This is a genomic window from Methylotuvimicrobium sp., assembly GCF_050611805.1.
In the GTDB taxonomy this organism is placed as follows: Bacteria; Pseudomonadota; Gammaproteobacteria; order Methylococcales; family Methylomonadaceae; genus Methylotuvimicrobium.
Window position 1 is genome coordinate 1 of the sequence record NZ_JBNGHF010000050.1, and the last position, 14,350, is coordinate 14,350.

General features: G+C 47.3%; 10 protein-coding genes. 1 reads left to right on the forward strand and 9 read right to left on the reverse strand.

Annotation, left to right across the window (positions count from 1 at the left end):
- Positions 1–120 precede the first annotated feature (120 nt).
- From ACRJJO_RS18115 to ACRJJO_RS18125, 3 genes are read right to left on the reverse strand one after another with little or no spacing between them, the layout of a single operon-like run.
- Positions 121–1,626 (reverse strand): ATP-binding protein, encoded by a 1,506-nt coding sequence (locus ACRJJO_RS18115; RefSeq protein ID WP_431067049.1) that lies wholly within the window; start codon positions 1,624–1,626, stop codon positions 121–123.
- A complete protein-coding gene (locus ACRJJO_RS18120) occupies positions 1,627–2,067 on the reverse strand; it encodes a hypothetical protein (protein WP_431067028.1) in 441 nt (146 codons plus the stop codon).
- Positions 2,060–3,271, reverse strand: coding sequence for a hypothetical protein (locus tag ACRJJO_RS18125; RefSeq protein WP_431067029.1), 1,212 nt, complete (start codon positions 3,269–3,271; stop codon positions 2,060–2,062). Before ACRJJO_RS18125 ends, ACRJJO_RS18120 begins: the two co-directional genes overlap by 8 nt.
- Positions 3,272–3,600: 329 nt before the next feature.
- Between ACRJJO_RS18125 and ACRJJO_RS18130 the strand changes: the two genes are divergently transcribed.
- Positions 3,601–5,037, forward strand: a complete 1,437-nt coding sequence (locus ACRJJO_RS18130) for an integron integrase (RefSeq protein ID WP_431067030.1) — start codon at positions 3,601–3,603, stop codon at positions 5,035–5,037.
- Positions 5,038–5,121: 84 nt separating this feature from the next.
- On the opposite strand, the gene ACRJJO_RS18135 is transcribed toward ACRJJO_RS18130, so the two are convergent.
- From ACRJJO_RS18135 to ACRJJO_RS18160, 6 genes are all read right to left on the reverse strand, one after another.
- Positions 5,122–5,778 (reverse strand): M15 family metallopeptidase, encoded by a 657-nt coding sequence (locus ACRJJO_RS18135; RefSeq protein WP_431067031.1) that lies wholly within the window; start codon positions 5,776–5,778, stop codon positions 5,122–5,124.
- A 901-nt stretch (positions 5,779–6,679) separates the two neighbouring features.
- On the reverse strand, positions 6,680–7,117 hold the full coding sequence (locus ACRJJO_RS18140; protein WP_404361052.1) for an Hsp20/alpha crystallin family protein: 438 nt from the start codon (positions 7,115–7,117) through the stop codon (positions 6,680–6,682).
- An 89-nt stretch (positions 7,118–7,206) separates the two neighbouring features.
- A complete protein-coding gene (gene purL, locus ACRJJO_RS18145; RefSeq protein ID WP_431067032.1) occupies positions 7,207–11,088 on the reverse strand; it encodes a phosphoribosylformylglycinamidine synthase in 3,882 nt (1,293 codons plus the stop codon).
- A gap of 283 nt (positions 11,089–11,371) precedes the next feature.
- On the reverse strand, positions 11,372–12,004 hold the full coding sequence (bamC, locus tag ACRJJO_RS18150; RefSeq protein ID WP_431067033.1) for an outer membrane protein assembly factor BamC: 633 nt from the start codon (positions 12,002–12,004) through the stop codon (positions 11,372–11,374).
- Positions 12,005–12,009: 5 nt separating this feature from the next.
- Entirely contained in the window at positions 12,010–12,885 is an 876-nt protein-coding gene (gene dapA, locus ACRJJO_RS18155) for a 4-hydroxy-tetrahydrodipicolinate synthase (RefSeq protein ID WP_431067034.1), read from the reverse strand.
- Between the two features lie 207 nt (positions 12,886–13,092).
- On the reverse strand, positions 13,093–14,310 hold the full coding sequence (locus tag ACRJJO_RS18160; RefSeq protein WP_431067035.1) for a dicarboxylate/amino acid:cation symporter: 1,218 nt from the start codon (positions 14,308–14,310) through the stop codon (positions 13,093–13,095).
- Between the last annotated feature and the right edge of the window lie 40 nt (positions 14,311–14,350).

Below are 14,350 nucleotides of genomic sequence, written 5' to 3' on the forward strand. Positions count from 1 at the left end.
CCCCCCGCTATTCCGGGCGGCCACGCCGCCGGGAATCGCTCGGCTCTGCGGCTGTTAAAAGAGGAGGCGAAGCCGGAGCTTTTAACAGTCCGACAGCAGCCGCTTGTTAGGTGCATTAACCTAACCCTCTTTTCTCCACCGCTCTACTATTTTGTCAAAGGTAATATCTTTCCAACTTTCAGCCCATTCTTTGTAAGTATCGATGCTTGCAGACTTTGGCTCAGGGTTTGGCTTTGGCAGATGGACTAGACTTGGAATAATTACAGAATCACCAACAACAAAGGCCTCACCTTGGTTTAGCGACGGTAACAAATCTATAAGGCTACTTGAGCTATCAGGCAACAAAGCTTTGATGTAATTCTGGTCAACTCTGTTTGTAAGTCGCATCGCGATGAAATTATTGCACTGAGAGAATATCGTTTCTGAGACCTCTGACGGGCGTTGGCTCACAACCATTAGGCTAAGACCATATTTACGCCCTTCTTTTGCAATTCTTTCGATAGACTTCTTGGAAGCCTTAAATTCGGCACCGCCGGTCTTTGGAATATAGTTATGTGCTTCCTCACACACAATCAAAAAAAGTATATCGTTGGTTTGATCTGTAGCATGTCTTATTTTCGAGTAATGGAATGCAAAGTCAAACATTAACCGAGATATAAGACTTACTGTGATGCTTAAAACTTCGAATGGTATACCACTCAAGTCAACAACAGTAACATTGGATTTATCGATATATCCTAAAAACTGTTTAATTACTTCACTGAAGTCATTCGTTTTAAACGTTGTACCATCGTCTTTAACGGGCTTGAGTAAAAAGACCAGCCTCTTGTCATTTAATTTGGTCTCTAATCGTGAAATAAACCGATCAAACTCACCATTAAAACCTCCGTCCTTAGAAACCTTTGCATCAAGCACCTTATGCTTCGCATTTCCAGTAGATGATACAAAGTTAATCTTCTCCCATAGACGTTCTTCGTCAAACTCAATTTCTTCATCAAGGGTTGCAAAGTACTTTAGTGAGTTTTTTTCATAGACAGTTAAATTATTCTTGTTGTAAATATAGTTATAAACCTCCTCAATACTGAAAAACACCGGAGAATCGTATGTAACTTTATCTAAATCGGGATTATGTTTCTCTTTATTTAAAATAACTGCCTGCTTAAATTGGGACACCTGATTGTGTGAATTTTGCTCATTACTCTCAATGAAAATAAACTCTAATTCTTCAGCGTTCATCAGCCAATATGGGAGCTTTATATTATCAGCATCGAGTTTGTTGAGGCTGAACTTTTCATCATCATCGACAGTAAATGCTGACGAATATTCTGAGTGAATATCAAAAATTATCACGTGTGAGTTTTTTTGGCTTTCCCTATTCGAATTTTTTGCATTGGCGATACCAACTGCATTTTGAATGAGGCTAGAGACAGCACAGGACTTGCCAGATCCAGTAGAACCCACTACCCCGATATGCTTGCCAAAAAACCTATCACCATCTATGCAAAACGGCACGGTAGAGTTGCCTGATAGGCTTCCAATTTCAAAGCCAAAATTACTATCATCTGAAAATATTATAGAAAGGTCTTCCGTGCCAAAGGTATGTGCAATCTCCGTAGGGGTGAGTATTCAGTTCCCCGGCCATTCTCGTTCCCACGCTCTGCGTGGGAATGCCTGAGTACCGCTCCAGCGGTACGAGACGCTAGAGCGTCTCGGGCTGCATTCCCACGCTGGAGCGTGGGAACGATAGGGGGGATGTGAATAATTACCCGTAGGGACTGGCAACACTTGAGTTCCTCTTTTGAATTCAAGTGTATCGTCATTGTTTATTAGAGCGCCGATTGGTGAAGCCTCTATCACAAAGCTCCATTGGATCTCATCATCCTTCTCTGATTTATGTGCCGTTAAGTTGTTTATAATGGCAACTGCATAATTATGATTACCATCTTCAATTTTTAGGAATTTACCAACTTGTAAATCAGTCTTGTTTTCTTCAAGCGTCTTAAGATCACCAATTCCAATTGATACCTTATCTGGCGAGCTTGACAATACGTGTCCAACTTTACTCATGGCTATTCCTCATCCCTATTACATATTCAAGTTCGTTAAAGCTGCTTGTTCCAACTTGATAGAAATTCACATCAGTTAGCTCAATATTAATTGGCATCTTGCTACTAACCAAATACAAATCATCACCTTTTCTATGATTTATTGCTTCTTTTTCAGAGTCCATTGCTAGCAATCTAAAATCGAACTCACGCTCTTCAACATGATTGCTGATTATTTTTTTCATAGGATCCCTGTAAAAATAATCCACTTCAAAAGTGTTTCCAACAAGCCCTGTATTTGCCTTTATTCCCTTCTTGTACAATCGGGACTCAAGATCTCTGATAGCTTCAAAGTTTTCATTAATAATAAATGTTGGGACCTTAAGGTGGCTCGGCTTCGAATAGTATTTCTTTATATAATTACCGAAAAACACAACAACTTTCTCTTCAAAATCATCAATCTCATTTTTATCAATATAAAAATATCTGTCCCGGCTGTTTTGAGAGAAAGAACTAGAGAGCTGTTGTTTTATCTTTTTGAGTATTTCGCCCCTATTTCTTAGTGCTAGTGTCCATTTAGATATTGCTGTATATGTAGCGTTTGAAAGATGCTTATATAACTTGGCCTTAGTTATTTGTCTCTCCTTTTCCTCTTTAGTGCTCGACAATTTTGCAATTTTTGCTATTGAATTCGGATAAAGTAGGGTATCAACATCACTTCCTTGAATTCCGAGCAACTCTAGAGCCGCCTTCGTTCTGCCTTCAATTTCATCTAAAGAAGGGCCAAAAACTATTCTTGTATTCTTTAGGAATTCACCCTTGTCGAATTTCTCTGAGATCCTAGATACGATTTTTGAGAGGGATTTATCAGTGGTGGCTAACGCAGAATCTAGAATTGAAGGTTCAATATTTTTCTCACCATGACCTTCATTCTGGACATAAATAAAAATTGTGTATTTAATACTTGCCGTTGGATTCTTGTCGTACGCTTCAGCCATTTGGAGTAAAGGCTTAAATATTAGGCTTGGTATGAATTTCTCTTTGGACTCATGGTATTTGCATTGAATAGCTTCCAGCTCGCCGCTAGCCGACAGAACATCTACGTCCTCCACTACACCTTCGACTGTAATTACGTCTTCATCGTCCGCATTAGCTATCTCAAGAATAGTTTTATTAAACTGATATAAAAACCCTTTGATCGTGCTATCAGCAATTCTATCTGACATTAATTATTACATCCCTTTGATTATTATTTCGCCAGAGCTCGCTTGGCACCTAATCGCGGCGCTCACCAGCGGAGTAGGCGGCAAGCTGTAAGCTTGACGGCTGCGCAGTCTGGTGAAGTGCCTTGTTCCGGCGCAAGGCGACGGGACAAGGCCGAACGAAGTGAGCGCCGCGATTCCCGGCGGCGAAGCCGCCGGGAACAAGTTATTATCTAGACCCGCACATTTTATACACTAGAACACATTTTTGAGTCAAATGTTACTGAATTTCTTGTAGTTCTAACCGGGATAACATACATTCCATACATGATAACCAGGTTTGGATAAATACGATGCTCAGTCTTCCCGATGATTTGTCTCGTCAGTTCAATGCGCTATTGGATCAGAAACAGTGCCCTGAAAAACTCAAACACTTTTATCGAAAATGGCTTCGTTTCTATTGGGATTTTTGTCACAAATATCATCACGATCCTTTTCATCGCTCCAGCTTGCCGTTGTTTCTCGACAAACTCGACCCAAAAGGCCAATCGGCTCAGCAACGAGAGCAGGATCGCCAGGCTATTGTGTTGTTTTACCAAGTAAATGCAACCGCCGATGCCGAAGACGCCGAATTGCCAAGTAATGCAGTCCAAACCTTGCCGATACAAGCTCCGCCAATTCCGGATATTTCGCTTCAAAAAAAATCGCCAGATCCGAATCTCCCGCTTCATCGATCGCTGCCTTATGAACACTCGCGGCATTCGGCCGCCTCCAATAAAATCCAACCCAATAATAATGTTGCTGAAAAACAAACCGGATGCAGTTGGGTTTTTGTTTTTGACGAGCTGACTCGTGAAATCCAATTGCGCCATTATTCGCCGAAGACTTTGAAATCCTATCGCGGTTGGGCGCGCCGTTTGCAAGCGTTTACCCAAAGTAAAGATTATCGAGCCTTGACGCAACAGGATGTCGTGGCGTTTTTGAGTGATCTTGCTGTCGAGAAGAAAGTGTCTGCGTCGACTCAAAATCAGGCATTCAATGCGTTGCTGTTTTTGTTTCAACACGTTTTGAAAAAGGATTTCGGCGAAATCAAAGGTGTCGCGCGAGCCAAACGCAAGCCTTATATTCCGGTGGTTCTATCTCGCGAAGAAGTCGAGTTGATTTTCGATCATCTCGACGATCCGGTCGATCTCGTCGCCAAACTGTTATACGGTTGCGGGCTGCGGCTTTTCGAGTGCTTGAATCTGCGTGTCCAATATTTTAATTTCGATGCCGGTATTTTGACCGTTCATGACGGCAAAGGCCAAAAGGACCGCACGGTACCGTTACCGCAAACATTGGTACCGGCATTGAACAAACAGTTACGAAAAGTCGCGGATTTACATGAAGCCGATCTAAAAGCCAATTTTGCAGGGGTGTTCTTGCCGAACCAATTGAGTCATCAATATAAAAACGCCGCCAAGGAATTCATCTGGCAGTGGTTTTTTCCGCAACCGTCATTAACGCTCGTCACCGAAACCCAAGAACACAAACGCTATCATCTTCATGAGTCCATCGTACAAAAGGCGATCAAACGCGCGGTGAATGACGCCAAACTCACCAAGCGGGCGACAGCGCATACGTTACGGCATTCTTTCGCCAGTCATTTATTGGAGGCGAATTACGACATTCGCACGATTCAGGAGTTGCTTGGACATAGCGACGTGAGAACCACGATGATTTATACCCACACCGTTCAAAGCAGGACCTTGAAGCAAGCCAAAAGTCCGTTGGATTTTGATAACGAATAGTCGCGTTAGCTGGGTTAGCGTAAAGATCAGGATCAAGCTTTTCGGTTCAACACAAACCACCCCAGCAAAGGATCCCTCACTACCTCATTGCACCGGAAAATCGAAATACGTGTCGGGATAAGGCTCGTTCGCCAAGGTAAAATGCCACCATTCCTGAGGGTAATGAACGAATCCCTGTTTTTCCATAACCGTTTGCAATAGCATCCGGTGCGCTCGTTGCGTGGCCGTAGGTGTCTTAGCATAAGACCAGGACTCCGGGCCGAAATAATCAAAAAAGCCGCCCATATCCAGTTCTTCGCCATTGTCTAAGTCAACCAGCGTTAAATCAACCGTACTGCCTCGACTATGCGATGAACGTGCGGCAATGTAACCTTCTTCAATCAAGCTTGGCTTGTCCAGATGAGGATAATAAACGTCTTTCATAGCCACATCATCCGTATCTTGCGACCACCGCACAAAATGCCGAACGGCGCGCTGAGGCCGATAAGCATCAAAAATTTTCAATCCTAAATAAAATTTTGCCAACTCATTTTGCGCCGCCATCAACGCCTCGGCGGCTGCCTGAGTTAATAATGCGCATGGCCGATAATAACCTTCGATAGGCCTACCGATAAAGTTATCAGCGCTCGCATAACGAATGTCTAAACGGATAGAAGGAATAAGCGTATCGACATAAACAAAGTCTTCACGTGCATGCGCATAAGCAGGATTAAATGTTTTCAGCGATAACAGCGCGAGCATTAATACTCCTGTTTTTCGAATATTCATAAAGTATCGTTTCTACATTAAAAAATAAATTCAGCAGGCAATTGCTCTGCCGTACTGATTTAAAGGCAGTCGCATCAACCACGAAGAGGGGAATCAATGCGTCAAGATTCATGGCTAAGGAACTGTTTAAAAAAAGCTATGTTCGCGTTAATAGTTGATACTTTATGAACTGAAAGCCAACATGAAATCCAAGGATACAACTTTTAGTAACTTTCCTTTTTCAATATCACGCCAATGGTTGAAAGGAGGGTACGGTTGCTCGATTGACAGGTGTCGGCAGCAGGGAGCTGCCGTCAAGCCTACATGGACGTATTCACGGCGTCCTGTCAAGCGAGTAATCGTACCCTCTGCTACGCTCAGTGTATCGGAAAGCAATCATTGGCTATTTCCTAATGGGTTTATTTAGAGTAGGAAAGAGGACCGTTTCAACTGCTAACGCGAACATAGCCTTAAAAAATACTCTCCGATTTTATCAGGTGCGTCTGCTATACTTTTGCACTTCAAATTTCGGTTTTTTAAAACCCTAACCCCAGCCCTCTCTTTCCCAATGTGGGTGAGGGATTAGAATGCCGAAATTTCATGTACGATGAGTATACTTAGCCAACGCAACTTCGATACCGTTTGTTGTTACCTTGCTCACTCGACTTCGAGATCGCGATCTGGGGATCGCTCCCACAAAACATCCGTAGGTCTCTGTCGGAACAAGGTCTTCGTCGCGACTTTCGGAGCCCTCGATAGGCGATGTTCCGCGACCTATTACCTGAATTCGGCAGTTTTACCATGAAGCACAATGAGTGGGAAAGACGAAGCCTTATTGATTTCGTGCTCGTTCCTGGCAAAAAAAAACGGAGCCCGAGGGCTCCGTTTTCTTGACTCATTCTTCCGAGGTCACATTGATTTTTTTCGGCTGTACTGCTTCTTGTTTCGGAATCGTAATTTCCAAGACGCCGTTTTTCGATTTTGCAGAAATCGCATCGGCATTGGCGGTATCGGGCAAGCTGAAACGGCGGTAGAAAGAACCGTAAGTCCGCTCGACTCGCTTATAACCTTCTTTTTCGGTTTTCGCTTCGGTTTTCTTTTCACCTTTGATCGTCAGAATGCCGTTTTCCATGCTGACTTCGATATCCTCAGGCTTGACGCCCGGGATATCGGCATGCAACACGAATTTATCGGTTTCTTCCTTGATGTCGACGGCAGGCGCCCATTCGGCGGTCGAGATCGACCCTTCGCCGGTACCGCCTTCGCTCGCGCGCTCCAATTCTCTTTGTAATTGACTCAATATGCCCCATGGTTCGTAACGTGTGATAGCCATAAACACCTCCGAAATAATTGTTATCGATCAAATACTGAACAAACATCGATCAGTATCTATTAATCAATATAGGGGTATTTAAAACTATTTCAAGCCGTCCATACCCGGGCATTTCTAAACATCCGCATCCAAGGACCGTATTCGCTCCAATCATCGGGATGCCACGAATTTTGTACGGTTCTAAAACATCTTTCCGGATGCGGCATCATGATCGTAAAGCGGCCGTCCCGATTGGTCAGACCGGTAATGCCCAATGGTGAACCGTTCGGATTGGCCGGAAATTGCGTGGTTTTTTCACCGAAATTATCGACGTAACACAAAGAGACCGCTCCGGCTTTCATCGCTTCAAGCGGGCTGCCTGAAAACTCCGCCCGCCCCTCGCCGTGCGCGATCACGACCGGCATTCTCGAACCCGCCATGCCGGTCAACAGAATGGACGGCGATTCTTGAACCTCGACCAGTACGACGCGCGCCTCGAATTGCTCGGAATGGTTTCTCAAAAAACGAGGCCAGTGCTCGGCGCCCGGAATAATCTCCTTGAGCCCCGACATCATCTGACAACCGTTGCAAACGCCAAGGCCGAAGGTGTCTTCGCGTTCGAAAAATGCCGCGAATTCATCGCGGGCGCGCGGGTTGAACAGAATCGACTTGGCCCAACCGCCGCCGGCGCCGAGCACGTCGCCGTAAGAAAACCCGCCGCATGCCGCAAGACCACTAAAATCTTTCAGGCTAACCCGACCGGCAATGATGTCCGTCATGTGCACATCGACTGCAGCGAACCCAGCCCTATCGAACGCGGCGGCCATTTCGACATGACCGTTGACACCCTGCTCGCGCAGAATCGCCACTCTCGGCTTCGACTTGCCAATAAACGGCACGCAAACATCTTCGTTGCTATCGAAAGTTAACACGGCATTAAGGCCGGGATCATTATCGTCGCCGATCCGTTCGAATTGTTCGCTTGCGCAATCAGGATTATCCCTTAGCGCTTGCATTCGATAACTCAGTTCGGACCAGCAGCTTTGCAATTCAGCTCGAGAGGCTGAATAGAGTTCACGACCGGCATAGCTGACCTTTAAATCGGCTTGTTTCGTAACCGAACCGATTCGATGCACACACGCATCCAAACCGGCTTGGGCCAACAAGTCCATGACTTCAGGGCCATCATTTTCCCTAACTTGTATAACCGCTCCGAGCTCTTCATTGAATAAAGCCGACAAGGCATCCTTCCCTAACCCGGACAAATCCAAGTTCGCGCCGAGCCTTCCGGCGAACATCATTTCGGCGATGGCGGCCAATAGACCGCCATCGGAACGGTCATGATAAGCCAGCAACTTGCCGCGGCTATTCAAGTCCTGAATCGCGTTGAAGAAGGCTTTGAATAACGCAGGATCGTCCAGATCAGGACAACTATCGCCCATTTGTTTATAAACTTGCGCAAATACCGAAGCGCCTAAACGGTTTTTACCCTGCCCTAAATCAATCAAGATCAAGACCGAAGGTTCGTCGCGCAATTGCGGCGTCAAGGTTTTCGCTATATCGACCACCGGCGCAAACGCGGTTACGATCAACGATACCGGCGAGGTCATGGTTTTTTCGCGGCCGTCTTGTTGCCAAACAGTTTTCATCGACAACGAATCCTTGCCGACCGGAATCGCGATACCCAATGCCGGACAAAGCTCCTTTCCGACCGCCTTGACGGTATCGAACAACGCCGCATCCTGGCCGGAACTGCCGGCTGCCGCCATCCAATTCGCGGATAATTTAATATTGCCTAACGATCCGATACGCGCGGCGGCAAGATTGGTCAACGCTTCGCCGACCGCAATTCGGCCCGATGCCGGTGCGTCGATGACCGCCAACGGCGTTCTTTCGCCTATTGCCATCGCTTCGCCGGTCGACGCGAAAAAGCCCGAAGCGGTCACTGCGACATCGGCGACCGGCACTTGCCAAGGCCCGACCATTTGGTCGCGCGCAACTAAACCTGTAATCGAACGATCGCCGATATGGATCAAAAAGCTCTTATCGGCGACTGCCGGGAAGGACAATACGCGCTTGATCGCTTCGTCAAGCTCGATGCCGGCTAAGTCCAACGGCGACAAATCAGGTTTGACATGCTCGACCGTTCGATGCATTTTCGGCGGCTTGCCGAACAACACCGACATCGGTAAATCGACCGGTCTGTCGCCGAACAAACGATCGTTCAGTTGCAAATGCTCTTCATCGGTTGCGTTGCCGATCACGGCATACAAGCAATGCTCCCGTTCGCAGAACGCTTTGAACAATTCCAGCGACTCCGGCTTGATCGCGACAACATAACGCTCCTGCGCCTCGTTACACCATATCTGCATTGGCGACATGCCGCGATCGGCAATATTGACGTCGCGCAATTCGAAACGCCCGCCCCGAGCGCAGTCGTGAACGATCTCCGGCACGGCATTCGATAGGCCGCCGGCACCGATGTCGTGTATCGAGACGATCGGCGTATCCTCGCCGAGGGCATTGCAATGATTGATGACTTCCTGGCAACGGCGCTGCATTTCAGGATTTTCGCGCTGCACCGAGGCAAAATCCAGTTCCTCGGCAGCCTCTCCCGAAGTCTGCGATGAAGCGGCGCCGCCGCCCAAGCCGATCAGCATCGCAGGCCCTCCCAGGATGATGATCAACGACCCCGCCGGTATCGGCTGTTTCTCGACCAGCATCGGGCGAATATTGCCCATGCCGCCAGCAATCATGATCGGCTTGTGATAACCGTGGAACGTATTTTCATCACCGCCCGGTGCAGTTTGCTCGAAACTGCGGAAATAACCGGCCAGATTCGGTCGCCCGAATTCATTATTGAATGCCGCACCGCCAATCGGCCCCTCCAGCATGATATCCAACGCCGAAGCTAGGCGCCCCGGCTTACCGTTATCGTCTTCCCAAGGCTGCTCGTAACCTGGAACCCTTAGATGAGAAACGCTAAAACCGGTCAAACCGGCCTTGGTAGCAGAACCTCGACCAGTTGCACCCTCATCGCGAATCTCACCGCCCGAACCGGTCGCCGCGCCCGGATGCGGAGATATTGCAGTCGGGTGATTATGGGTCTCGACCTTCATCAGTATGTGCGCATCTTCATCGACATAGGAATATTCGCCAGTCAACGCGTTGCGGATTAAAACAGACGTATTAGCACCCTCTACGACAGAGGCGTTATCGCTGTATGCCGACAAAATACCTTCAGGGCTTTGTTCGGCGGTATGCCGAATCATCTTGAACAAAGTTTCTGCCTGTTCGGTACCGTCGATCGTCCAGGCGGCATTAAATATCTTGTGCCGGCAATGCTCCGAATTCGCTTGAGCGAACATCATCAATTCGACATCGGTCGGATTGCGTTCCAATGCTTGAAAACTTTCGGTCAAATAATCGATTTCATCGGGGCTTAACGCCAATCCGAGCTCGGTATTGGCTTTAACCAAGGCTTCGCTACCGGACTCAATTACCTGAACCGTCTGTAACGGTTTAGGCTCATGATGAGCAAATAAAATTTCTTCAGTCATAGACTCGCTTTTAACGACCGTTTGCGTCATGCGGTCATGCACTAGAGCCGAAATGCGATTTTGAATTTGATCGTCTAGCACACCTTCGGAGAATATCGTATATTCAATTCCCCTTTCAATGCGACAAACAGTCTCCAAGCCGCAACGCTGTGCGATTTCGGTCGCTTTGCTAGACCAAGGAGAAATCGTGCCGGGCCGGGGAATCACCGTTAAGCGCAATCCGTTAGGAAACGATCCAGCCGTACCGCTTCCATAAGCTAACAAACGGTTTAATAGCGTTTGCTCACTAGCGCTAATCGCACGTTCGAGTTCAACAAAATGAAGATAACAAGCCGAAATACCATGGATGGCTGGCTCTATCTCTTGGAGACGGGCAAGTAATTTTTCGATGCGAAATGCGGATAGCGCGGATGTTCCTGGAATTTTTAACATGGGGAATCCGTTAAGAGATAAAGTTCAAAACAAGGTAACGGTACAGAAAATCAAGAGGATATACCTTTCGCACTTCAAATTTCGGCATTAAGGTATGGAGGCGTCGGGGTATATCTCGTTCCCAAGTTTTAACTTGGGAACGCATACCCTCAAGCTCTGCTTGGTGTCACACGGCAAGCGGAGCTTGAAGGTAGTCACTCCCAAGCTGGAGCTTGGGAGCGAGAAAATCAACTTTGTAATTTTCATAGCGAAGGATTAAAAGCTAACCGACAATCGAAACTGTCTATTGATCGGCTAGATCGTCTTCAATCGCTTGCTGTATCGTCAGCAACAAGGTTAGGCCATCACCGCTCGATACGGCTTTATTAGTCTCATCCTTCACCATGATATCGGTAAATTGTTCGTACTCGATTAGTCTGATGCGGTATTCTTTTTCGTTGGACCCGTATAGACCGAAAACGAACAGAATCTCATCCCAAAAGGAATCGTCGGTCACTCTCTGTTCTTCAGGATCGTACTGCACGATATAAGATGCCAGCGATCTGTCACGCGCAACGATTTCAATCGACTGTCTTGCCATAGCCTTACCGACGATACGCCAGGCTTTTCCGACGGGTTCATTAATCCTGAGCACGACTGCATCGGCAGTGGCGACCCGCTCGACCTGGGTGATCTTATCGACATCATCAACCACTTGATTAGTATCGACATGCCTTAGATCGACTTTCGGATTTCTTACCGGTCTTTCTACTTTTTGAATAGCCAATTCCTTAGGCAACACCAATTCCGGTATTTCGGTTCTAAATTGGTAATCTTTTTCTTTATCGGGAAACCAGCTTTTGATCGTGCTACACCCGCTACCCGCCACGAAGGGTAGAACGATCAGGCATAGAAAAGCGGCAAAGATGCGCTTCATGAATTTCAAATCAACTCCGCCTGACGCATGGCAGCGCGCACCGGCTCATAACACTCTTCGGTCAGCCAAGTTAACGGCAAACGGATACCTTTTTGAATCATACCCATTTCCATCAATGCCCATTTAACCGGTATCGGATTCGATTGAATGAACAACTGTTTGTGCAAACCGGTTAATTTTGCATCGATGGCCAGGGCGGTCTCGCGATCGCCGTCAATCGCGGCGGTTATCATTTCATGGACCAATCTCGGCGCAACATTGCCGGTTACAGTGATCGTGCCATTACCGCCTAGTAAACAAAATTCACAGCTTGTCGCATCATCGCCGGTATACAAGGCAAATTTGTCGCCGCACAAGTCGCGTAAGCGCTTAACCCTTTCCAATTTACCGGAAGCCTCCTTAATACCGACAATATTGTCGATAACAGACAAGCGAGCCACCGTTTCCGGCAGCATATCGCAAGCAGTGCGTCCCGGGACATTATAAAGAATTTGCGGAATATCGACCGCCTCCGCAACGACCTTAAAATGTAAATACAAACCTTCTTGTGTCGGTTTGTTATAGTAAGGCGTCACCAAAAGACAGGCATCGGCACCGACTTCTTTTGCTCTACTCGTTAATTCGATCGCCTCTGTCGTCGAATTGGCGCCGGTCCCGGCAATGATTGGAATTCTGCCGCCGGCATAATCGACCACCGATTGAATAAAATCGCAATGCTCGTCTTCGTCGAGCGTTGCCGACTCGCCTGTCGTACCGACTGCAACAATCGAGTCCGTACCTTGATCGATATGAAATTCTATCAATTTTTTTAAGCTGTCCTTGTCAATCGAACCATTTTCCATCATCGGTGTAACCAGCGCTACGATACTGCCTTGAATCATCCCAATCTCTCGAACCTGTTAAGCAATTGTAAAAATACCGAGCATTATAACAAGCAAACAGACAAATCCCATCTTTTAAAATTAACAACCGCGGGTAATCAACTGCCGTAGCGTCTAGGCTTGGCGCCGCTGGATTATTACGCCTAGTCTTATCGAAAAGGCGTCTAATTTCCTAAAGACGGGGGATATGTTCGGCTAGGATGTTGCCTAGTGGAGATGCTCTCCCTTAGCGACGATACAGGTCACGGCCGCATCGCCAGTCACGTTGACGACCGTTCGAAGCATGTCCAAAAGCCGATCCACGCCTAAAATCAAGGCAATGCCCTCGACCGGCAGCCCGACTTGATTGAATACCATCGCCAGCATGATCAATCCGACGCCGGGCACGCCTGCCGTGCCGATCGATGCCAATATCGACATGCCGATCACCGTTAAATATTGCATCAAACCGAGTTCGATGCCGTAGACATTTGCGATAAACACAGTCGCGACGCCCTGCATAATCGCGGTACCGTCCATATTGATCGTCGCACCGAGCGGGATCGTAAATGCCGCGGTCGAGTTCGGCACGCCCAAATCGTGTTCGACGACGCGTAAATTGACCGGAATCGTCGCATTAGAACTGGCCGTGCTAAAGGCGAAGATATGTACCGGACGCATTTTTTTCATGAATTCCCACGGATTCATTCGCGTCATGAGCCATAACAACAAACACAACGTTACCGAAGTATGGAGAAACAAACTGGCGATAACCACCGAAAAATAACCCAGCATCGGCACGATCAAACCGATACCCTGTTCGGAAAAGCTCTTGGCGATTAAACAAAAAACCCCGATCGGCGCAAACTCCATGACCAGCATCACGAGTTTCATCATGACTTCGTTCAATTGCTCGGCGGTTCTCAGTAATTGCAAACCGACTTCGCCCGCCATCATCATCGCGATCGCAAAAAGAATCACAAAAAAAATGATTTGCAGCATATTACCTTCGGCGAACGCATTAACCGGATTGCTCGGCACGATCCCGATCAGCACTTCGGTCAAACCGGGTGCTTCGGGCGCGCTAAATTCGGCAACGTCGCCGCTACGTTCGAAATCGCGCCCGGGACCGACCGAAACGGCAAGCAACAAGGCCAAGGCAATCGCAAGACCGGTCGTCAACAAATACAAAGCAAAGGCTTTAATGCCGATACGACCCAGCGCTGCGATATCGCCGATGCCGCATACGCCGCAAATCAGAGAAAAGCTGACCAACGGCACGACCAGCATTTTCAAAGCATTGATAAACGACGCGCCGACCACATGAAACAAGCCGTCGACCAGATATTCCCGAATCGCCCCATTGTCATGGCCGAAAGCATTGATAGCGCTTCCTGCCAATAGCCCCAAACACATCGCAATCAAAATTTTTGTGGTGATCGGCATTTTACTTTTCATAATTTACGCTCGACCGACCCACTTCCGT

What these genes read in the sequence shown, in the direction of transcription:
- ACRJJO_RS18120 (WP_431067028.1), bottom strand. Translation starts at nt 2,067, where the DNA reads ATGAGTAAAGTTGGACACGTATTGTCAAGCTCGCCAGATAAGGTATCA.
- ACRJJO_RS18125 (WP_431067029.1), bottom strand. Translation starts at nt 3,271, where the DNA reads ATGTCAGATAGAATTGCTGATAGCACGATCAAAGGGTTTTTATATCAG.
- ACRJJO_RS18130 (WP_431067030.1), top strand. Translation starts at nt 3,601, where the DNA reads ATGCTCAGTCTTCCCGATGATTTGTCTCGTCAGTTCAATGCGCTATTG.
- ACRJJO_RS18135 (WP_431067031.1), bottom strand. Translation starts at nt 5,778, where the DNA reads ATGCTCGCGCTGTTATCGCTGAAAACATTTAATCCTGCTTATGCGCAT.
- ACRJJO_RS18140 (WP_404361052.1), bottom strand. Translation starts at nt 7,117, where the DNA reads ATGGCTATCACACGTTACGAACCATGGGGCATATTGAGTCAATTACAA.
- purL (WP_431067032.1), bottom strand. Translation starts at nt 11,088, where the DNA reads ATGTTAAAAATTCCAGGAACATCCGCGCTATCCGCATTTCGCATCGAA.
- bamC (WP_431067033.1), bottom strand. Translation starts at nt 12,004, where the DNA reads ATGAAGCGCATCTTTGCCGCTTTTCTATGCCTGATCGTTCTACCCTTC.
- dapA (WP_431067034.1), bottom strand. Translation starts at nt 12,885, where the DNA reads ATGATTCAAGGCAGTATCGTAGCGCTGGTTACACCGATGATGGAAAAT.
- ACRJJO_RS18160 (WP_431067035.1), bottom strand. Translation starts at nt 14,310, where the DNA reads ATGCCGATCACCACAAAAATTTTGATTGCGATGTGTTTGGGGCTATTG.